The organism is Bradyrhizobium sp. CB1717, from assembly GCF_029714325.1.
In the GTDB taxonomy this organism is placed as follows: domain Bacteria; phylum Pseudomonadota; class Alphaproteobacteria; order Rhizobiales; family Xanthobacteraceae; genus Bradyrhizobium.
Genome location: NZ_CP121666.1, coordinates 5695898 through 5714694, shown reverse-complemented (window position 1 = coordinate 5714694; position 18797 = coordinate 5695898). Strand labels below are relative to the sequence as shown.

Annotated in this window: 22 protein-coding genes; 5 read left to right on the top strand and 17 right to left on the bottom strand. The window is 61.4% G+C overall.

The window, feature by feature from the left end:
* Nucleotides 1–21: 21 nt before the first annotated feature.
* The 4 genes from QA649_RS27300 to QA649_RS27285 form a co-directional block, all read right to left on the bottom strand.
* Nucleotides 22–1782 (bottom strand): GMC family oxidoreductase, encoded by a 1761-nt coding sequence (locus QA649_RS27300; RefSeq protein WP_283019902.1) that lies wholly within the window; start codon nucleotides 1780–1782, stop codon nucleotides 22–24.
* Between the two features lie 11 nt (nucleotides 1783–1793).
* Nucleotides 1794–2588 (bottom strand): gluconate 2-dehydrogenase subunit 3 family protein, encoded by a 795-nt coding sequence (locus tag QA649_RS27295; RefSeq protein WP_283019901.1) that lies wholly within the window; start codon nucleotides 2586–2588, stop codon nucleotides 1794–1796.
* Between the two features lie 485 nt (nucleotides 2589–3073).
* Nucleotides 3074–3274, bottom strand: a complete 201-nt coding sequence (locus QA649_RS27290) for a hypothetical protein (protein WP_283019900.1) — start codon at nucleotides 3272–3274, stop codon at nucleotides 3074–3076.
* Between the two features lie 73 nt (nucleotides 3275–3347).
* Entirely contained in the window at nucleotides 3348–3638 is a 291-nt protein-coding gene (locus tag QA649_RS27285; RefSeq protein ID WP_283019899.1) for a hypothetical protein, read from the bottom strand.
* Between the two features lie 355 nt (nucleotides 3639–3993).
* On the opposite strand from QA649_RS27285, the gene QA649_RS27280 reads away from it, so the two are divergent.
* On the top strand, nucleotides 3994–5370 hold the full coding sequence (locus QA649_RS27280; protein WP_283019898.1) for a helix-turn-helix domain-containing protein: 1377 nt from the start codon (nucleotides 3994–3996) through the stop codon (nucleotides 5368–5370).
* A 278-nt stretch (nucleotides 5371–5648) separates the two neighbouring features.
* On the opposite strand, the gene QA649_RS27275 is transcribed toward QA649_RS27280, so the two are convergent.
* From QA649_RS27275 to msrB, 4 genes are all read right to left on the bottom strand, one after another.
* On the bottom strand, nucleotides 5649–6677 hold the full coding sequence (locus QA649_RS27275) for a transaldolase (protein ID WP_283019897.1): 1029 nt from the start codon (nucleotides 6675–6677) through the stop codon (nucleotides 5649–5651).
* Between the two features lie 121 nt (nucleotides 6678–6798).
* Nucleotides 6799–7053 (bottom strand): DUF2171 domain-containing protein, encoded by a 255-nt coding sequence (locus QA649_RS27270; RefSeq protein ID WP_283019896.1) that lies wholly within the window; start codon nucleotides 7051–7053, stop codon nucleotides 6799–6801.
* Nucleotides 7054–7216: 163 nt separating this feature from the next.
* Nucleotides 7217–7729 carry a peptide-methionine (S)-S-oxide reductase MsrA gene (gene msrA / locus QA649_RS27265; protein ID WP_283019895.1) on the bottom strand — a complete coding sequence of 171 codons (513 nt, stop codon included), beginning with the start codon at nucleotides 7727–7729 and terminating at the stop codon, nucleotides 7217–7219.
* Nucleotides 7730–7731: 2 nt separating this feature from the next.
* Nucleotides 7732–8184 (bottom strand): peptide-methionine (R)-S-oxide reductase MsrB, encoded by a 453-nt coding sequence (gene msrB / locus QA649_RS27260; RefSeq protein ID WP_283019894.1) that lies wholly within the window; start codon nucleotides 8182–8184, stop codon nucleotides 7732–7734.
* A 325-nt stretch (nucleotides 8185–8509) separates the two neighbouring features.
* Here msrB and QA649_RS27255 point away from each other — a divergent pair, with 325 nt between their 5' ends.
* Nucleotides 8510–9196, top strand: a complete 687-nt coding sequence (locus tag QA649_RS27255) for a redoxin domain-containing protein (RefSeq protein WP_283019893.1) — start codon at nucleotides 8510–8512, stop codon at nucleotides 9194–9196.
* 100 nt (nucleotides 9197–9296) lie between these two features.
* Here QA649_RS27255 and QA649_RS27250 read toward each other — a convergent pair whose 3' ends face one another.
* Nucleotides 9297–10337 (bottom strand): LysR family transcriptional regulator, encoded by a 1041-nt coding sequence (locus QA649_RS27250; RefSeq protein ID WP_283019892.1) that lies wholly within the window; start codon nucleotides 10335–10337, stop codon nucleotides 9297–9299.
* Between the two features lie 478 nt (nucleotides 10338–10815).
* Between QA649_RS27250 and QA649_RS27245 the strand changes: the two genes are divergently transcribed.
* The 3 genes from QA649_RS27245 to QA649_RS27235 all read left to right on the top strand — a co-directional run bounded on the left by QA649_RS27245 (nucleotide 10816) and on the right by QA649_RS27235 (nucleotide 12959).
* Nucleotides 10816–11820 (top strand): helix-turn-helix domain-containing protein, encoded by a 1005-nt coding sequence (locus QA649_RS27245; protein WP_283019891.1) that lies wholly within the window; start codon nucleotides 10816–10818, stop codon nucleotides 11818–11820.
* 190 nt (nucleotides 11821–12010) lie between these two features.
* A complete protein-coding gene (locus QA649_RS27240) occupies nucleotides 12011–12556 on the top strand; it encodes a carboxymuconolactone decarboxylase family protein (protein WP_283019890.1) in 546 nt (181 codons plus the stop codon).
* 115 nt (nucleotides 12557–12671) lie between these two features.
* Nucleotides 12672–12959: a DUF488 family protein gene (locus QA649_RS27235; RefSeq protein ID WP_283019889.1), complete on the top strand. Its 288-nt coding sequence runs from the start codon at nucleotides 12672–12674 to the stop codon at nucleotides 12957–12959.
* On the opposite strand, the gene QA649_RS27230 is transcribed toward QA649_RS27235, so the two are convergent.
* From QA649_RS27230 to QA649_RS27195, 8 genes are all read right to left on the bottom strand, one after another.
* Nucleotides 12956–13453, bottom strand: coding sequence for an OsmC family protein (locus QA649_RS27230; RefSeq protein ID WP_283019888.1), 498 nt, complete (start codon nucleotides 13451–13453; stop codon nucleotides 12956–12958). The genes QA649_RS27235 and QA649_RS27230 overlap by 4 nt on opposite strands.
* Nucleotides 13454–13472: 19 nt before the next feature.
* Entirely contained in the window at nucleotides 13473–14159 is a 687-nt protein-coding gene (locus tag QA649_RS27225; RefSeq protein ID WP_283019887.1) for an antibiotic biosynthesis monooxygenase, read from the bottom strand.
* Nucleotides 14160–14408: 249 nt separating this feature from the next.
* The gene (locus tag QA649_RS27220) at nucleotides 14409–15155 is read right to left on the bottom strand and encodes a ferredoxin reductase (protein ID WP_283019886.1); all 747 of its coding nucleotides are present in this window, start codon (nucleotides 15153–15155) and stop codon (nucleotides 14409–14411) included.
* A complete protein-coding gene (locus QA649_RS27215) occupies nucleotides 15148–15753 on the bottom strand; it encodes a sulfite oxidase-like oxidoreductase (protein WP_283019885.1) in 606 nt (201 codons plus the stop codon). Before QA649_RS27215 ends, QA649_RS27220 begins: the two co-directional genes overlap by 8 nt.
* 111 nt (nucleotides 15754–15864) lie before the next feature.
* Nucleotides 15865–16278 carry a cupin domain-containing protein gene (locus QA649_RS27210; RefSeq protein ID WP_283019884.1) on the bottom strand — a complete coding sequence of 138 codons (414 nt, stop codon included), beginning with the start codon at nucleotides 16276–16278 and terminating at the stop codon, nucleotides 15865–15867.
* A gap of 139 nt (nucleotides 16279–16417) precedes the next feature.
* Nucleotides 16418–16972, bottom strand: a complete 555-nt coding sequence (locus QA649_RS27205) for a DUF1003 domain-containing protein (protein WP_283019883.1) — start codon at nucleotides 16970–16972, stop codon at nucleotides 16418–16420.
* Between the two features lie 187 nt (nucleotides 16973–17159).
* Nucleotides 17160–17441 (bottom strand): DUF427 domain-containing protein, encoded by a 282-nt coding sequence (locus tag QA649_RS27200; protein ID WP_283019882.1) that lies wholly within the window; start codon nucleotides 17439–17441, stop codon nucleotides 17160–17162.
* 423 nt (nucleotides 17442–17864) lie between these two features.
* Nucleotides 17865–18749: a LysR family transcriptional regulator gene (locus QA649_RS27195; protein WP_283019881.1), complete on the bottom strand. Its 885-nt coding sequence runs from the start codon at nucleotides 18747–18749 to the stop codon at nucleotides 17865–17867.
* Nucleotides 18750–18797: the final 48 nt, after the last annotated feature.

Below are 18797 nucleotides of genomic sequence, written 5' to 3'. Positions count from 1 at the left end.
AACGTCCTTTTTAGGTCGGGATCAGAGGTGGCGCGGCCGCGCCACATAATCGTTGAGGTCGTCGCCGAGTCGAAGCGCGAGAGCCCCTAGCGGGCCTGTCGGGTTGTAGCCTGCATTAAAGGGGTAGACGGATGCACCGACGACAAACAGGTTTTGCGCATCCCAGTGCTGCAGGTGAGGGGAGACGACGCTCGTCGCAGGATCGCTTCCCATAATCGTGCCACCAGTGACGTGGGTGGTCTGATACACGCGACTATCGTACGGCCCCTTGCGGGGGGCTGTCGGCGGTGCGATGTCGGCACCGGTCGCTTTGGCGATCTCGTCGATCTTTTTCGACAGATATACCGACATCTCGCGCTCGTTCTCGCGAACGTCGAACGTCATCCGCAAGAGCGGTTGCCCGTAGGCGTCGACATAGGTCGGGTCGAGGTCGACATAATTCTCCCGATGCGGATACCAGCTGCCATGGGCAGTTATGCTGAAATTATGGGCGTACCAATCGGCGTTGGCTTTTTTCCACTCCGCGCCCCATTTCGGCGTGCCGGGCGGCACAGCCCGGCTCGTAATCGGCCGTCCGTTCGTCACGTTGGCGTAGATGTAGCCGCCTCCGAAGAAGCCAAGACCGCTGTGGTCGAAATTGTCCCCGTTGAACTCGTCGATCACGGTCTGTGACGCACCGGACGCCAGGAACGGGTTGATCCAGCGGTCCTTGAAGAAGACACGCGTGCCGAACATCGTCTGGTGGCAGAAACTCTTGCCGACCAGCCCGTGACCAGTCTTGGGATTGTAAGGCGTCCCAATCCCCGCCATCAGCAGAAACTTGGTATTCGACATCGTGAAGGAAGAAAGTACGACGACGTCGGCCGGCTGTTCGTACTCCTCGCCGGTTACGCGATCGATGTAGCGAACGCCTCTCACGCGTTGTGCCTTACGATCATAAAGAATATCGAGAACATGCGTTTGCAGACGCAAGTCGAAGCTCTTGCGCTTTCTCAGCATCGGATAGAGCAGAACTTCGGGGCTAGCCTTGGCATTGGCTTCGCAGATGAAGCGCTCGCAATGGCCGCAGAACTGGCACTGACCAAGCTGCATACCATCGGGATTGGTGTAGGCCTCCGGCGAATTCGCCGCCGGCATGGGAAAAGGGTTGTAGCCTAGCTTCTTGGTTGCCTCGCTGAAGATCACGCCCGCTTCGGTGATAGGCAGAGCGTTTTGCGGAAACTCGTTCTGCCGTGGTGCCTCGAACGGATTTCCGCCCTCCTGCACCTTGCCACGCAGATTTCCTGCCTTGCCGGCAATGCCGAACAGCTTTTCGAACTGATCATGATAGGGCTCCATCTCTGCATAGGTGACGCCCCAATCCTGGATCGCCATTTCAGCTGGAATGGCCTTCTTTCCATAACGGTTCTCAAGGTGGGTACGCAAAACAGGGTCAGACTCGCTCCAGCGCCAGGTCTGCCCGTTCCAGTGATTGGCCGCACCGCCCATTCCTTCGCCGGGTTTGAACGCCTGGAGACGTCGTATCGGCAGCGCCGTTTCGCCGCCATTATGGCGAAGCGTGTAGGTCTGGACTGACCAATCCTGAAAGAGGTCACCATGCACGTCCCAGCGCAGCTCGTCGCGCTGCGACGGCAAGCTTGTTGCGGCGGTGTGGGTGCGGTCGATTCCCCGTTCAAGGACGACGACATCGACGCCCTTGGCCGTCAACTGGCGAGCAGCCAGCGCCGCCGTGAATCCTCCGCCAACGAAAACGACGGTGCGATGTTTCAAGCGTGTAGGCATGATTGTTTCCCTTAGGCGAAGTCGGCGATGGATTTCGGATCGGCGGCACCCGGGAAGGGCTTGCCACGGAAATCGACCATGTCCTGGGAATGAACCGCGGGGAGACCTGGATAGCCGATCGCCTTCCAAAAAACCTTGCCGACATTGCCGCCGTAAACGGGATCGGCGAAACAAGCTTGTTCAAATAGCGGATAGACGAGTTCGTTGAACCACGAGGCGAGCTGGACGCGCTCGTCTGTCACCTTGCCGTTGGCAATTTCATGGAGAAATCGGTCGGCACCACTCTCATCTAATTCACTAAAGGCCTTGCCATTGAGTTTCTGGCAGGCCGCATCCGCGGCAGCGAGGCCCGCCTTGAAAAACTGCTCGGGTGTGAGTGGCAATTGATAGCCCAGTTCAGGCTTACCCTCTCGCCAGGGGCCGCGCATATAGAGGCGCGCGCCCTTACCGAAACCGCCTGCCAGTTGTCGGTCGATGTAGGCTGCAAGACCGCAATCGACGCCGCCGGGTGTCAGCGTATCCGCAGGACACATCACGTTCACCATCACCTCGACGAAGCCGGCTTCGTCCGGGCCGAATGGCAGATAGCCGGGCACTGGCGACGGCAACTTGGCAGCGACAGTACTCGCGGAAGCATCCACGGATTGGGAGGAGGCGGGTTCGGATACTTCCGCGAGCGCCGTGGTTGTCGCCGCGGTTCCTATCAGGACACCCGGAGCCAGCGAAGCGGCGCCCGCGGCAGCGGCAACGCCGAGAAAGCCCCGACGGTTCGGATGGAAGGTTTTGTCGCTTTTGTCATTGGTCATCGGGGTTGCGGTCCACTTTTTTATCGCGGCATAATCGCGTGATCATCCATGTGCGAGTCCCTCTGTGCGGCGGAAGCGCGGGTCGCCTCATGCGGAGTTCAGTCTGCATGACGCGCGTTCGCGGTCGGGCCGGTTGGAGCCGCTCCGCTGATCTACGCTAGCGCGGCCACAGTGGTGGCGCAGACCCAAAGATCGGACGCAGCCGACGATAATGGAAATTATCTTTGGTCATGCATTCGATAGGCGGAGGTATCATCGTCCAAAAGCGCTGTGCGCGCGTGCGTCCCGTCCGTCTTCGATCCGCCATCGAGGAGCTCGCCGTACTCGAGGTGTCGGGCGGCGTAGGAAGACATGAAGGGGAACTTCGCGATCACCCATTTTCCATCGCGTCACAACGCTTCGAAAACGCCATGTGCCAGCCGCGATCCGTACCTTGGCCGGACAGCTCTTGCGGCACCTCCGTGTGGAGCAGGGCGAGGCGGCTTTTAGTAGGCGACTGCGAGCGCGCCGTCGCCGAAGGGCATTTCAAGCCGGTTCATTGCCGGATTGTCCAGGATACCGCCGCGGCAAGCGGGGCGAGCCGTGTGTCTGGACGAACGGCGACGGATGCGTGGTTCTTCGCGCATGCCGCTCATCGCCTCCGCAGCGTTGATAATCAAATTGAGGATTACTTGCTGTAGTTGCACCCGATCTGCTTGGACAGTCGGCTAGGGCCCTGCGAAGTGCGTCAGCACTGATACGCCGTTTCTCGTCACCTCGTCACGCGCCAGCTTGAGCAGGTCGCGGATCGCCCCATTGATCTACACACGCACCTTCTTCGGTGGCGCCTCCTTGAAGAGGCCGCAGCCCGCGGATCCGGTAGATCACGTCACTGGCTCGATAAGCGTCCCTCACGATGCAATCGAGCGCTTGTCGTACCTCGTCTAGGTCTGGCGGCCGATGAGCCAGAAAGTGCCGAGCGGCCTGAGCGTTAGCGACTATCGTCGCAATGCGCTGCGTCGCGTCAGCAATATTGTCTGACTCGGCGCCCACATATCCAGTGTCGATCATGGCGTTCTCCTTTGGATGTTCGGAGCGGAACACAAGACCGCGAAGATCTGTCCGACGGCTGAGCATGCAACAAATGGTCTAGCCACTCTTGGAGGGATTTGATCCGGACCGGAGGCCCTTGCTTTTTTACCCGGAATTTCGATCTATTGTTGCGTCGGGATCACCATTGCTAATTGGGTTCCGTTGCGGCGATTGCGGGGGCACTCCGCGCGGTGTACCTTGATGCTGGTGCGACAATGCTTTTTGGCATCGCGGTGCTTTGAGGGCGCCGTTCGCCACGGCAGCGCGTTTCGCCACAGTTTGAAACTGGTCGGCGCGCGCCAATGCTATAAGCTACCATCGCGAACCGGGTGCGATGATGGGACTCTCGGAGCGCTCTGCAAGCTCTCTCGGCACTATTGTGGGACACGCTGAACACGTTTGTTCTGTTGCCGAGGGGGCGACGCCTCCGCCGGGGATAGAAGCGGTATCAAGTTCTTGGCAAAGATCAGCAAATAAATACGGCCTCGATCCAATCGATAGCAAGGCGCCACGTATCCTGACGCCTGCTGAACTGAAAAATTTTTGCGAACCGCTCGATAAGCTCATCTTCAGCGCCCAACAAGAGATAGATCAATTGTACGGGGTTGTCCGCGAAGCTGGATATACCGTCTTGCTCTGTGATAACTCCAGCGTCGCAGTCGCGCATCGCGGCGAACAAATGCGGGCAAGGGAGTTCCAATACTGGGGAACTTGGCTCGGCGGCGTGTGGTCCGAGGAGGTGGAGGGCACAAACGGAATCGGCACCTGCATCATGGAAGAGCGGCCTGTCACTGTTCACAGAAGCCAGCATTTTAGGTCCAGACACATCAACTTGAGCTGCTCTGGTGCGCCAATCTTCGGGGTTGATGGGGGATTGATTGCAGTGTTGGACGTCTCTGCCGTCGATCCTGAACTCTCGGAACGAGCGCACGCGCTCACTGGTGCGCTCACACTGCGATCGGCGTGCGCGATAGAAGAGCGATTTTTTCGTGAGAACTTCCGTCGAGAGTGGATCGTCGCCATAGCGCCGCCGGAGAGAGGCGCTCAAGGCATGTTGCTGGCAATTGACAGCAACCAACGTATCATGGGCGCAAACCGGTTCGCGCGCACGTCCCTTATGCTCGATGATCTTGGACTACGGGCAGGTACCAGCTTGTGGTCGATTTTCGAGCGAAACGTCGACATTTTCCGGCACCGCGACCGGACCGATTTCTCTGTGCGGTTACTGATCGCCGGCAGCAATGATACTCGGCCCGCGCTTGTCACTCCACCCGATCGCCCCGTGACTGCCTCAAACAATCCAACGAGCCATGACCTGCACACGCGGCCGCGCCTGGGCTCGTTTGATGTTTCGACCCTGCCGCCAGCACAGCAAGCATGGGGCGGATTGTCGCCGGGCGCAATGCGTCGGGTGCGGGAATACGTGGAAGTGCATTTGGGCGAAGCTATCGATCTGTCGATGCTGGCTGGAGTTGCCGGACTATCAGTACATCATTTTGCACGACAGTTTAAGCAATCCGCCGGGGTGACGCCGCATGTCTACCTCACGCAAAAGCGCGTTGAGCGCGCCCAGGAGATGTTGGTTCGGACGGATCTTCCGTTAGCGGAAATTGCGTTCGCCGTGGGCTTTTTCGACCAGGGTCATCTAGCACGTCATTTCCGTCATTTGCTCGGTAAGACCCCTCGGGAGTTTCGGTGGTCGCAACGCTAGAAGCAAAGAGCGTTTGCATCGCCGAAGATTTGCTGAGGAGTAGGTCTGCCGTATGGCCACCACGCTACCGGAGACGCGATCGGGGAATCCGATGCAGCCTGACGCCGGCCTTCACTCCGCGAGAGCGACGCGCGCGACCGCGGCGAGATACGCTGGACGCACTGCAGCCCGAGATCCGCGAGCAGCCATGGGAGGCTTTGAGGCCTCGAGTTGTTCAGGTGGTGCATCACGATCATCACGGCTCTGCGTTCGCCGTCGGCTGCGGCGACGTCGCGGGCTCACAGGAGGCGTTCTGCGGTCCTGCGGCGGAGCGTCTTCAGATCGTTCGCGAGCTCGCGAATGCCCTCGGACAGCTTCTCGGTCGCCATCGCGTCCTCGTTCATGATCCACCGGAAGGTTGTTTCGTCCATCGGACCCGCGGGGTCCAGGTGTTTTATGTCGACGGCGTCTTCGCTCACGAACCAGTGGCAGATCCCGTCTTCCGCCGTACGAAGGGAGCGTGGCTCTGCGGCGGTGGGCGCCAAGACGCGTTTGAGCTCGCCCCCCTCGGACGCAAGCGCGTCCATGAGGGCTGGCGTGATCGCCAGCCGATCGCATCCGGCCAGCGCCTCGATCTGGCCGGTGTTGCGAAATGACGCCCCCATGACGATCGTCTCGATGCCGTTCGACTTGTAGTATCCGTAGATGTCCCGCACCGACCGGACCCCTGGATCCTCCGCGGCGTCGAAGTCCTTTCCACCAGACTTCTTGTGCCAGTCGTAGATGCGGCCCACGTACGGCGAGATCAGGAAGGCGCCAGCTTCGGCGCTGGCAATCCCCTGCGCCCGGTTCAACAGCAACGTCATGTTGCACTTGACACCCTCGCTTTGGAGGATCTCTGCAGCGCGTATTCCCTCCCACGTCGATGCGAGCTTGATCAGCAGGCGATCGGGTCCGACGCCGCGCTGCTTGTAGGCGTCGATAGTCTGGCGCGCCCTCGCGATCAATGCTCCGATATTGAACGACAGGTTGGCGTCCACCTCGGTGGACACAAAGCCTGGCACGAGTCGCAAGAGCTCGACGCCGACGGAGACTGCGAGCCGGTCGGCAGTCGCGGCGGCGACGCGTGCAGCGTCGCCGCTCCGTTTTCGTCCCCATGTCAACGCTTCTTCGACAATATTCGTGTACTCGGGATTGTCGATAGCTTTCAGGACGATCGTTGGATTCGTCGTGCAGTCTGCCGGCTTGAGACGCGCCACCGCACCAAGATCGCCCGTGTCGGCGACCACCGTTGTCATTGCGCGTAGTTGATCCAGCTTCGACGCCAAGGCCTTTTCCTCTCCAGTCGGCTCAAGCAGTGCATGCACCATGCCTGCGAAACGGTTTCCTGTCGTCGGTTCGCGCTTTTTTATGCCTCGCGCGTGGCCAGGGTCGTCGGGTCTTCTTTCGTCAGACGGGCTTTCCCGATTGCTCCTCTTCGAACGTCACCGCTACCGCCGCGTTTGCCGAGAGGCGAACCCTTTGCCCCTCGACGTCGGCGATCAGCCCGAGGTCGATGAAATGCGCGTGGCCCTTGTGCTGGCCCTCGCCGCTGTCGCGCTTGGCGAGCCTGATGCGACCGTTGGCGACACCGTCGACATTGCCGACGTGAACACCGTCCGCGCCGATCACTTCCATGTTCTGGACGATCTTGTTCGTGGTCATCCCGTCTCTCCTTGTGGTTTCGCCGGCTATGGCGAAGCTAAGCGTGCTCCGCCAGACGGAGACCCGCGGAAGCGCGGGTATTGGCGAGGGTGCGTCGCACCGCTCGTTTCACGAAGCGAAGTAAGGCTGCGTCCGGCACCGTCCACACGTCCCTGCGCCGCCCTCAGGCGGCGCTTCTGCGCGGAAGCTTCCACTGCGGGCGGACGAAGTGGCAGGTGTAGCCATTCGGGTAACGTTCCAGGTAGTCCTGGTGCTCGGGCTCGGCCACCCAGAAGTCGCCAGCGGGCGATACCTCCGTCACCACCTTGTCCGGCCACAGCCCTGAGGCCTCCACGTCGGCGATGGTGTCCTCGGCGACGCGGCGTTGTTCCTCGCTCGTGTAGAAAATCGCCGACCTGTAGCTCGCGCCTCTGTCGTTTCCCTGCCGGTTGGGGGTCGTCGGGTCGTGGATCTGGAAGAAGAACTCCAGCAGGTCGCGGAAGTTCGTCTGACCCGGGTCGAACGTGATCTCGATCGCTTCTGTGTGCGTGCCGTGGTTGCTGTACGTGGCGTTCTTGACGTCGCCGCCCGAGTACCCAACCTGCGTTGAGACGACACCGGGCAGGCGTCGCACCAGTTGCTGCATTCCCCAAAAGCACCCCCCTGCCAGGATTGCGCGTTCTGTAGTCGCTGCCATCGTCAGGCCTCCTGCTTTGCGAAGAGCTTTGCGTACGCGCCGTAGCCCTCGCTCTCCAATTGGTCGCGGTGGATGAATCTCAAGGAGGCCGAGTTCATGCAGTACCTCAACCCGCCCTTGTCGCGCGGCCCATCCGGGAAAACGTGGCCAAGGTGGCTGTCGCCGTGCTTGGAGCGAACCTCCGTCCGTGCCATGCCGTGCGAGCTGTCAACGTTCTCGACGACGTTTGCAGCCTCCAGGGGCCGCGTGAAACTCGGCCATCCCGTCCCGCTGTCGAACTTGTCGAAGGATGCGAAGAGCGGCTCGCCGGAAACCACGTCGACGTAGAGGCCAGGCTCCTTGTTGTCCCAGTATTCGTTGGCGAAGGGGCGCTCGGTCCCGGCGGTCTGCGTGACGCGGTACTGCTCGGGAGTCAACTTCGAGACGGCTTCGAGGTTTTTCCTGTAGATCGCCATTCGCCGTACTCCTCTTTGTTCATCATTGAGGATAGGCACCGGGTGGTCGACCGTCCAATCACCTCCGGCTATCGAAACGATGCCATGCGGATCGACACCTGGAGGTGTTTCAATCTGCCGGGACCGATTTATCGGCCCGGGCGACGGGTCTGGGAAATGCGGGAACAGGACTTTGAATCGGCGCTCGCCCGACTATTCCTAAAGATAATTCGTCAACGACTTCCATTCCAAAGTTGAATTTTAGTTTCCCGGAACGGACGGTCACCATGCAAGAAACATACGCGGACAGGTGCTGCGAGGGGCCCCGTTGGGGGGGAGAACCAGAATGGACGACGAAGTTTCGAAGGGGCGCCCGGTTAGTACGACAATCGAACCCTCCGCGGAGACCTTGAGCAGTTTTCGCACGCTGGATATCCGAACCGACCGGCTGATTTCATCATGGCTGAGAGAGGCGGGGGTTCCTGACGGCGCCCTGAAGGTGAACGAATCTGCGCCCGATTTCCTTCTCCCCGACGCAAATGGAAAGCTCGTCTTATCTTTGGAATTGCGACAAACTGCACCGTTGATCGTCACCTTCGTTTACGGGACATGGTCCCCATTGTGCGCAGCTGGACTACGGGTTCTTCACGGGGCCACCTCCAGAATCCGCGCTGCCGGCGCCAGAGCAATTGCCATAACGCCCGATACTGGAGACTTGCCACGCAATCTCAAATGCGATCACCGACTGGATCTGGAAATCCTCTCCGACCTGGATCTTGGGGTGAGCCTTTCGTTCGGCCTGGTGTCCGTGGTGCCAGCCGAGATAAAGAGCCGTCTCTTGCAGCGCGGCCTTGATCTCTCCGCTCCCCATGGCTTCTCCTTTTGGATGTTGCCAATGCCGGCCACCTATGTCCTCGACCAACGAGGGATCATCCGTCGAGTGTGTATCGGGCCGGGCTCCATCACGGGAGCGACGACCGAAACCGTGCTTGCTGCCCTGTCCGAATTGGATGGGCCTAAGCCTCGCCCTTAGGCTAACCGGAAACGGACGAATCAAATTCAGGAGGCTTCGCGTGGGTGACTGCAACTGCGTCGTGGGTTTGTCCCTCGGCCATCAACGACTTCGCGCCACTTTAGCAACGACGGTTGGATGCCCGCGACAAGCTCGGGCGTGAGGAGGCGGGACCGGGACCTGTGATCTGGATCGAGGAGCCTGCACCTTGTGCGTCAACCTTGCGAACATTGACATTGCTTGAGGCAGGGGCAGACGCGCAGCGGAGTTTGTCCAGTGCACTCGTCCAGTCACGAACACGAGCGACCTTGACAAAGGCGTCAAGCGCGGGCGAATACTGCCTCCCCGCCACGGCCAGAAGCTGCACCTCGCGCCGGACGGGGTCGCCCTCAATTGGAATAGCGGCGAGTGACGGCAGCCTTGGAGCGTGCTCTGGCGCCAGAATGGCCCCAAAACCGGCGGACGCCATTTCGGGAAGATGGCTTTCCTGATCGCTCCTGTGCACAACCTTGGGGCCTGGCTGGTCGGCAAAACAAGCCTGTTTGAATCGGCCGGCGACGTCGCATCCGACCCTTTCGAGAAATTCCACCTCATGCAAGTCTTTGAGCGGGATAACGGTTTGCCTCGCCATCGGATGTTTCAGAGACAAGACGAGCACGTACCGCTCCTCGAACAGCCGCCAGCGATCGATACGCTCAGGTAGCTCCACGGCGTCACCGACGAGTGCGGCATTGATCTCGCCATCCAAAAGCATCGCAATGAGCCCGTTGGCATCCGCCTCGCGCAGATCGACTCGCAGGTCAGGGATAATCCTGGCGACTTCCCGGAGCAATTCCGTAATGAGTGCGGCGGAGACTGACGGCACCAACCCGATCTTGAGCGGGGCGATTGTCTTCTTTTGATAGTCTCGCGCCTGAAGCCGTACCGCCTCGGCGGCGGCAAATATTTTCTCCAGTGTGGGCAAAACCATCTTGCCCAGCTCGGTGAGCTGGGTGAGGTGACGCTCACGGTGAATCAACGCGCCACCGAGTTCTTGCTCTAACTTTTGTACTGCCTTTGTCAGCGCGGGCTGCGTTACATTGCATTGCTCCGCAGCCCGCGTAAAATTGAGTGTCCTTGCTAGAGCTAAGAAATATCGCACCTGATAAAACTGGAGCTGCATACTCATACTCGAAAGACTTGCCCTCGTTCGGACCGTTCCAGTTCGTTGCCGTAACAGGCAGAGCCGATGGCAAAGCGGTTTGTCGCGGAGTTTCCGCGGAAACCGATATTGTGCGCCGGCTCGGAATTGTCGATCCGCGTCTTGCGCAAAGTGTTCTCACCGACGCTGTTTCCTATTAACGCCGCGGTTGCGTACAACATCATAGGCGAGACCAGTCATATGTCAGGGTTTGCGTCGGGATCGGCTCGGTCGTCTTTTCATCAAGTGCTTTTTGCTCATTAGGATCTCCTAAGGTCTCAGTTCTGAGACGTCGGAATGAGGGCGGCAAGCCCACGTTCGTCAAAGAGGTTCCCAGCTTCCACCCAGGCCGCCGGTCAGGGCGCAGACGCGCACCGTCTTTGCCATAAAGCAGTACCAAGATTTGCAATTGTCCTGTCCCAAGAATAGGACATCAGCTCACCCCGAGAGTCCGAAACAAATGTCCGATCGTCCAAATCTTGTATTGCCTCGATCCGATCTCGACGTACTGATGGCAACTTTCGATGTCGAAGTCATTGGGCTCATCGAGTGTTTGGTCAGTCCAGGTTGGCGCCTGTCATTCGAGAGCGCGGACGCGCCGGCTATCCACTACAATCTTTCCGGGACCGGACGAATGGTTGTGAGTGGTTTCTCCGCATTTCCTCTGGTACCTCACACCCTTGTCATCACACCGCCCAAGAAGCCGTTTCACATCGAGGTTGATGACCGCACAGCGGCCAAAACGGTGAATGTGGTCGAAGCTCAATGGGATTCTCGCTTCGGCGAGGGTATCCAGCGATTCGTCGCCGGGAACGTCGACCCGGCGGTGATGCTGATCTGCGGGTACTTTCGCGCCACCTACGGCTCGTCGATCGACCTCTTTGCTGACCTTTCCACGCCGATTGTCGAGCGCTTCGAACCCGACGACGAACTGGGGTCAAAGTTGCAGGCTGCGTTGGCAGAAATCAGCGGCCGGCAGGTTGGAATGCAGGCGATGACGACCGCCATCCTGAAGCAGGTGCTCGTCACGCTCATCCGTCGGAGTTTGAATTCGACCAGCGTTTGGCTCGAGCGCTTTTCTATCCTGAGTGACCGTCAAATCGCCCATGCGTTCGCCGATATGGTGGCGCGGCCATCGGCCGATCACTCCGTCATGGCCTTGGCGCAGAAGGCTGGCTTGAGCCGATCCGCATTCATGGCGCGGTTTGTGCGCGCAATCGGAAGTTCGCCGATGGTCGCGCTCCGGCAAATGCGGATGAAGCGCGCAGCCGATATGCTCGCAGCGAAGACATTTTCAGTTGAGCAGATCGCGCGGGCGGTCGGTTATAGGAGCTGCAGCAGCTTTCTCCGTGCTTTTCGCCAGGTGCATGGATACGTCCCGGCAGAGTCCGAGGGTAAGGGACGCTCCGCGGATGGTCAGCGCGGCGGGCCGGGCGCAGCTGAGGAAGAAGACCGGGAGACGTGACATTGGTGCGCCGGTCGGTGCTCAGTCGATGACCTGCTGTTATCGATTGCATGATCAAGAAACATGCCCGCCGCGGCGTGACGCGCGCTAGCTTTCGAGGCACTCCAGTGGCCACCACTGGCTCAGACGGTCGGAGTTAGTGACGACCTGCAACTGAATAATCGTTCGCGGTCTACGGTAGGAGGATCAAATGCCGCGTATTGCCATTCCGAAACGTGAGGACGCCCCCGCGGAGTCCAAGCCGATCCTCGACAACGTTGACAAGATGCTGGGCTTCGTACCCAACCTGCACCGCCTCATGTCGATCAGCCCTAACGCGCTCTCCGGCTGGGCTACCCTGATGGGATCGCTCGCGAAGACCCTGGACGTCAAGACGAGAGACGGGATCTCGCTGGCGGTGTCGGAGGCGGACGGGTGCGACTACTGCCTGGCCGCGCACAGCTTCATCGCGGGCAACGTGGCCAAAATCCCGGCGGACGAAATCGGGCTGAACAGGGAGGGCCGCTCGAGCGATCCCAAGCGCCAGGCTGCGGTCGCCTTCGCGAAGGCGCTCATCGAGACGCGCGGCAAAGTTTCCGACGCCCAGTTTGCAGCGGTCAGGGATGCTGGGTGGACAGACGCCAACATCGTCGAGATGATTGCGCTGACTGCCCAGTTCCTGTTGACCAACTTCATGAACAATGCGGTGCAGACCCCGATCGATTTTCCCAAGGTCAGTCCCGCGAGGGCAGGCTAACGCGAGGTACCTTCCTTTAGAGAGGGGAAGGCTGGTGAATCCAATGTCTCGACGGTCCCCGCGGCCTGGTGTCAAGCGCGTCAACAGCCGCCCGAGGCCTCGGACGGCATAAGGGGTGCTCGTCGACCGCATCTGGCCGCGCGGGCTCACGAAGGAGCATGCCAGCAGTAACGTGTGGAAGGACATCGCCCCGAGGGCAAGCCTCAGGACCTGCTTTGGCCCTGACCCGAAGCGCTGGCGCGAGTTTCACAAGCGATACTTCGAGGAACTCCGCGCCAATCACGCCGCAGTCGAGCACCTGACGGATCTTGTATCGACGGGTGAAGTCACGCTGCTCTTCGGCGCGCACGATACCGGGCGCAACAACGCCGTGGCGCTCGCGGACTATCTCGCGGCACACTAGTCGGGGTCGATGTACGGGATCGGAAGCTCGCTCAAGTCGTCGTCATAGCTTGCCGCCGGCGCGACGCCGACGTTATCGGTGGTGCGGATGTCGGCGCTGAGGCCGAGCGTCCGCCCGACGGGACACATGTTCGCAGCCTGCATCAGTTGGGTGCGCTCCTCGTCGCCAAGGTTTCCTTCGAGCCTGATGGAGCGCTCGAAGGAGTCGCGGCCGCCATCCCCGCCATGGTGGTACGACACGGCGACCTCGACGTGGGAAAGCGGGATTTTCTGCCTTCGCGCCTGCAGCCGTATCGTCATCGCCGTGCACGCCGCGAGCGAAGCGCTTAGCAACTCGTAGGGGTTCGCCCCCGCCGCCGTGCCGCCTCTGCCGTCGGGGCCGGCGATCGAGAACGCCGATGCGCCGGCACGGCCGTTAAGCGTGCCAGCGCCGTCAAGGTCTCCGGCCACCTCAGCCTGTGGGCGAGGAGCTCTATCGTCGTTCGAATTCGTCATCGTGCTTTCCGGAGCGGTGTCAGGTGTGGAGGGTCTCGCCGCCTTTGGCGTCTGCGTAGTACTGAGGCGCCTCGCGACGGTCGTATTTCCCGTAGTCGCGCACGATCCGCACTCTACGGACCCTTGCCTTTTCATTCGGCTCGGAAGCGTCCTCGTAGGCCTGCGCTGCAGCGGCGTCCTTCCAGGATATAAGGAGAATCAGCTCGCCGGGCGTGAGTATGGCGTCGAAGATGTCCCAGGACGTGCAGTCGGCGGCCCACGGGTTCAGGCCGAGCCACTCGGCGCAGTCGTACGGGTTGTTAGTCTGCTTCCACTCCGCGGGGCGTGTCGCGTTGATCAGCGTGACCGTCGTTCCGTCCCCGACTTCGGTCTCGTCGAGCCTCTGCTCCGTGAGGGCGTACCCCGGCGGCACTTGATTGTCAGCAGTGATCTGGCCGACTCGCAGGTGGTAGTCAGCGAGGATTTCGTCGCGGGCCTTCTGCTGAACCTCGTGATGGCGCACGTGGGTGCGCCAGCGGACGAGCGACTTTTCGTCCCGCCAGTTCGAAACCGAAAGGATCCAGCCCTCGCGGGTTAGGCTCTTGTAGCGGACGTTGTCGACGAAGCCATCGACCTGCTCCAGATCGGGGCGCAGCATCTTGGCGTTGTCGAGGTAATCATTCCAGTTCTCTTTATTCGGGAGGACTTCAAAAATCACTGAGAACATGTTGGTATCCCGCTCTTAGAGTGTGCGACGCAGTCGATTTCGATGTCGAATTGCCCAGGCTAGGCGCGCTCTTTACGGCAGAAGACCTCCAAGCTGTCATCATCGATCGTTTTGGCCAGCATCCACGCGGCTCCCGTTTCGTTCACTGTTGCGTCTTCTTGCATTCGGCGCGACCCTAATCGCCACAGGCCACGCGGATAATCTGGCCTTTGCGAAACTATCCTCTCGCAAAGCGAGAGGAGTCGTCTCTCAAGTGCCGTAGCGTTCGGTCTTGATCGCCCTCGCTTCCAGTCCCAAGGCGAGGGCGGCGTCCGCCGCGATGTCGACGAAGGCATTCGACCCGCACACGAAGGCGCAGCCGGGAGACATAGGCAGCCGTGCCGCGACGTCAGCGACCATCCTGGTGTCGATCCGCCTGCTGAAGTCGGTGCGGCGCGTCGCAGGCTCGCGTGTCAGCGCCAAGGCGAGCGCGAAATCGGGAAGCGAGCTCTCGAGCTCGAGGAGCTCGTCCCTGAACAGCACGTCACCCCAGGTCCTGGAGGAGAGCGACAGCGCGACAGGCACCGGCTCGCCGCTGGCCTTCCGATACCGGATCATGGCCATGAGCGGCACGACGCCGGAGCCGGCGCCGATCAAGAGCACTGGCTTGTTGGAAGGCCCCGGCCAGAGAAAGTGTCCGCCGAGCGGCCCGCGAAGCTCGATCATGTCGCCTACTTGGGCGACGTCGTGGAAGAACGGGGAGACCTCGCCGTCCGGGAGGCGCTCGATCGCCAGCTCGATCACCCTGGAATCGCTCGGGGCCGAGGCGATCGAGTAGCTGCGCATGGCAGTGTAGCCGTTGGGCGCGGTCAGCCGCACGTCAACGTGCTGACCGGCCGTATGGTCGAACGTTTCGGAGAGGCGGAGAAAGAAGCTTTTGATAGCCGACGTCCTCGTCGCAATCTCGACAATCGCGCAGCTCTGCCATTGCGCGGCTGCGGCAATCGCTTCAGTCATTCGTGTATCGCTGCTCATGCCACGGATCGCCGTACATGTGGTACCCTCGCAACTCCCAGAAGCCAGCCTCGTCACGTTCCGTGAACTGAAGCCCGTTCACCCACTTCGCCGACTTCCAGAAGTAGAGATGTGGCACGAGCAGGCGCGCCGGTCCCCCGTGGTCGCGCGGCAGCGGCTGGCCTTCGTACCTGAGCGCGACCATAGCCTTCCCCGTCGTGAGGTCCGCGAGTGGCACGTTGGTGGAGTATCCGTCGTAGCAATGTGCAAGCGCAAACGGAGTGGGTGCGGTAAGGCCAGCGTCGGCGAGGATGTCGTCGACGGCCACGCCCTCCCAGGCGGTGTTGAGCTTCGACCACGAGGTCACACAGTGGATGTCTCGCGTCATCCTGGTTCGAGGGAGCGCGTTGAACTCCGACCAGCTCCACGCTTTGACCGGACGAGGGCCGACCTTTAGCGTGAAAGTCCAGTCCGCGGACTCGATCTGCGGCGTGGGGCCGGCCGTTAGCACCGGGAAATTGTCGACGAGGTGCTGCCCCGGGGGAATCCGGTCCGATGGTTCGGATCCGGATTGGCGGCCTGTGAAACCGCGAGTGACCATGGTGGATTTCCTCCGTGCCGGCGCGTGGCATCAATCATCTGGCGGTCGCGAGCGGCCGGCGCCCGGACCGCGCGCGCACGGTCACGAACGCCGCGCGCCGCGGTCGCCGCCCTAGGGGAACGTCAGGCCGAAAGCGGCCGGATCGGGCTGCACGCCTTTCCGGGGGACTAAGAAGCGCTCCAGCCCACCCGGCACGAAGCTGAGCAGCAGGGTCGCCTGGTCGCCGACCACCTCGATCGTATGCGGCACACCGCGGGGAAGAGCTGCGTAGGCGCCCGGTCCCACCTCGACACGGGCATCGCCGACCCGCGCGATGAGCTTGCCCTGCACCACGTAGAGCAGCTCGTCCTCGCGCGAGTGGGTGTGCAGCGGCGGCTCCTCTCCGGCCCGCACCGTCCACATGACAGCGCCATATTCGCCTCCGGACTGGCTGCTCTCCACTTTCATCTCGATGCTCGAGCCTCCGCTCGAGGTCACTGTCTCGCCGCCGTGTGGCGGCGTGAGAACCGGCTGCTGGACTGACATTTGTAGACTCCTGATTGTTGGACCCTTATTCGACTTCGCAGTGGCGGCGAAGGGTCGCCGCTCACAACGTACCGTGAAACATGGTATTCCGGGCGGCGAATGGGAAATGACGTCACGCCATGAAGTCGATAGCCGCGCGTTATGACGGCCGTCCGCCTTCCGCATCGGGCTCGCGTGCACCCGACGCCGACCGCTCCAGCAGCTCGGTTAGCGTCCTGACGGCCTCCGTTAGCTTCAGGACTTCGCGCTCACGCAGTTGGTCGATCTTCTCGTGCAGCAACTCTATCTCGAGCTCTGCCTTCACATTGATCCGATAGTCGTTCTCCGCAGCCTTGCGATCAATGTCCTGCTGCCGGTTCTGACTCATCATGATGACCGGCGCGGCGTAGGCCGCCTGGAACGAAAGCGCGAGATTGAGAAGAATGAACGGGTAGGGGTCCCAGTCCCTCATGGCGCCGACCAGGTTGGCGGTTATCCAGACGAACAGGATCGTGCTCTGGACGATGATGAAGCTCCACGATCCCATGACGGTGGCGACCGCGTCCGCTATCCTCTGTCCCAGTGTCAGGCGCGCAACCGCCGCGGGCTCATCCAGGTCCTGAAGCCGAAGCGAGCGGCGTGCTCGCCGTAGGTCGGCGAGCAGGTCGTGCTCGGCCTGCTTCATGCTGTCCTGGTCTTCCGCCTTCTCTTCCACGCTACGAGGACCCGTTCCGCTCGATTGCGGGGTCGACGCGGCCAGTGCCCTGCCGCGATCTGATCGCGTCGTTCTGCCGTGGAGTTTCGCGGCGGTCTCTGCAATGGCGCCCCTGGTACCAGGCGCCGGCAAGCTCGTTCTCGCTCGGCTGCTGCCGCGCGCCGAGCCCGGCGGTCGTCGTCGCGCACTACCTGACGTCAACCCCGTTCCAGAAAGCCACGTAGTCCTTGATGTTCGCGGCCGCCGTCGACGGCTCCGGGTAGTACCACGCGGCGTCCTCGTTGGTCTTTCCGTCCACCACCAACGAGTAGTACCTCGCCATACCCTTCCACGGACAGCGGCTCGTCCTCGAACTCTGCTGTAGGAATTCCTTGCGGATGCTCCCGGGCGGGAAGTAATGAGTTCCCTCGACGACGACAGTCTTCTCCGATTCCGCTATCGTCGCGCCGTTCCAAGTCGCCGTTGTCATTTCCTGTTCCTGTCCTGCTACGTTGTCGCGATGACTCCGACGCTATTGCACGCCGCGGCCTCCGCGAAATAACGATCGGGAATGGATTGCATAGCGCTACGATACGCCGGGCCGCGCCACTGTGACGCAAGCGTCCCGACCGGTCGAGTTGGATGCCATCCGGAGCTCGCCCTCAGCCGCCCCAGGGCCTGCAGCACCTTTCATTCCGAGGCTGCCAGAGCAGCTGCCTCGGAAGAAACTTCAGGACGAGGGGACCGTTGCGGCGCAGCTGCTCGGAGGAGTGGAGACGGCCGTTGGCGCCCGGAATCGGTAGGGCGTCAGGCTGCGGATCGATTGGCTGAAAGCGGTTGGCCGCCAGCGCGCGCGTCGTGGTCATGCGGGCGCGCTCGCCACCTCCGAAAGGGTTGCATGCAGCATGCCCTTCTAGGGGACATCGACCGACCAGTCGCGAAGCCGCGCGACCTTGACGAAAGCGTCCAGCGCGGGCGAGTAGCGGCGCCCCTGCACAGCCAGCAGCCGCACCTCCCGCGAAACCGGGGCGCCTTCGAGCGGAATGCTCTTGAGCGTCGGAAGGTGCGGCATGTGCTCGGGCGCGAGTATCACGCCGAAGCCGGCCGCGGCCATGTGCTGCAGGTGCAAGTCGTGACCGCTGCAATAGCCGAGCCGGAGCGGCTCCTCGGGGAAATACGACCGTTGGATCTTCGGGGCGACGTCGCATCCGGCGCGTTCCAGCAAGACGGTCTCGCGGAGGTCGTCGATGCCGATCGAGGGACGGTTTGCGAGCCGGTGTGTCGGCGCAAGAACCACGACGTAGCGCTCCTCGAACAGTAACCAGTCATCGATGCGGGCAGGCATGTCCTGCACGTCCCCGACCATTGCGGCGTTGATGTCCCCCTCAAGCAAGAGGTCGACGAGCTTCTCCGCTGCGCCCTCACGCAGCTCGACGTGAAGCCCAGGGACTAACTTTGCGATCTCCGCGATCGGATCGAGGACGAGCGACGCCGAGATGGAGGGGGCGAGGCCGATCTTCAGTGGCGCGACCTCCTTGCGTTGGAACTCCTGGGCTCTGCGACGCACCGCCTCTTCCGAGGCCAATGTGCGCTCCAGCATCGGAAGGACTTCCTTCCCAAGGTCCGTGAGCTGCGTCAACTGGCGCTCGCGGTAGATCAACTGGCCGCCTAGCTCCTGCTCGAGCTTCTGAACCCCCTTGGTCAGGGCGGGCTGCGTGACATTGCACTGCTCGGCTGCGCGGGTGAAATTGAGTGTGGACGCGACGGCGAGGAAGTAGCGAACTTGATGAAGCTCCATGGATTGTTCTCTTTCCTTCCGGGTCGCAGTTGCGCTCCGAGTTCCCTT

What these genes read in the sequence shown, in the direction of transcription:
- QA649_RS27245 (WP_283019891.1), top strand. Translation starts at nt 10,816, where the DNA reads ATGTCCGATCGTCCAAATCTTGTATTGCCTCGATCCGATCTCGACGTA.
- msrB (WP_283019894.1), bottom strand. Translation starts at nt 8,184, where the DNA reads ATGGCGATCTACAGGAAAAACCTCGAAGCCGTCTCGAAGTTGACTCCC.
- msrA (WP_283019895.1), bottom strand. Translation starts at nt 7,729, where the DNA reads ATGGCAGCGACTACAGAACGCGCAATCCTGGCAGGGGGGTGCTTTTGG.
- QA649_RS27255 (WP_283019893.1), top strand. Translation starts at nt 8,510, where the DNA reads ATGGACGACGAAGTTTCGAAGGGGCGCCCGGTTAGTACGACAATCGAA.
- QA649_RS27250 (WP_283019892.1), bottom strand. Translation starts at nt 10,337, where the DNA reads ATGCAGCTCCAGTTTTATCAGGTGCGATATTTCTTAGCTCTAGCAAGG.
- QA649_RS27230 (WP_283019888.1), bottom strand. Translation starts at nt 13,453, where the DNA reads ATGACGAATTCGAACGACGATAGAGCTCCTCGCCCACAGGCTGAGGTG.
- QA649_RS27210 (WP_283019884.1), bottom strand. Translation starts at nt 16,278, where the DNA reads ATGTCAGTCCAGCAGCCGGTTCTCACGCCGCCACACGGCGGCGAGACA.
- QA649_RS27285 (WP_283019899.1), bottom strand. Translation starts at nt 3,638, where the DNA reads ATGATCGACACTGGATATGTGGGCGCCGAGTCAGACAATATTGCTGAC.
- QA649_RS27225 (WP_283019887.1), bottom strand. Translation starts at nt 14,159, where the DNA reads ATGTTCTCAGTGATTTTTGAAGTCCTCCCGAATAAAGAGAACTGGAAT.
- QA649_RS27220 (WP_283019886.1), bottom strand. Translation starts at nt 15,155, where the DNA reads ATGACTGAAGCGATTGCCGCAGCCGCGCAATGGCAGAGCTGCGCGATT.
- QA649_RS27195 (WP_283019881.1), bottom strand. Translation starts at nt 18,749, where the DNA reads ATGGAGCTTCATCAAGTTCGCTACTTCCTCGCCGTCGCGTCCACACTC.
- QA649_RS27280 (WP_283019898.1), top strand. Translation starts at nt 3,994, where the DNA reads ATGATGGGACTCTCGGAGCGCTCTGCAAGCTCTCTCGGCACTATTGTG.
- QA649_RS27270 (WP_283019896.1), bottom strand. Translation starts at nt 7,053, where the DNA reads ATGACCACGAACAAGATCGTCCAGAACATGGAAGTGATCGGCGCGGAC.
- QA649_RS27295 (WP_283019901.1), bottom strand. Translation starts at nt 2,588, where the DNA reads ATGACCAATGACAAAAGCGACAAAACCTTCCATCCGAACCGTCGGGGC.
- QA649_RS27215 (WP_283019885.1), bottom strand. Translation starts at nt 15,753, where the DNA reads ATGGTCACTCGCGGTTTCACAGGCCGCCAATCCGGATCCGAACCATCG.
- QA649_RS27300 (WP_283019902.1), bottom strand. Translation starts at nt 1,782, where the DNA reads ATGCCTACACGCTTGAAACATCGCACCGTCGTTTTCGTTGGCGGAGGA.
- QA649_RS27200 (WP_283019882.1), bottom strand. Translation starts at nt 17,441, where the DNA reads ATGACAACGGCGACTTGGAACGGCGCGACGATAGCGGAATCGGAGAAG.
- QA649_RS27240 (WP_283019890.1), top strand. Translation starts at nt 12,011, where the DNA reads ATGCCGCGTATTGCCATTCCGAAACGTGAGGACGCCCCCGCGGAGTCC.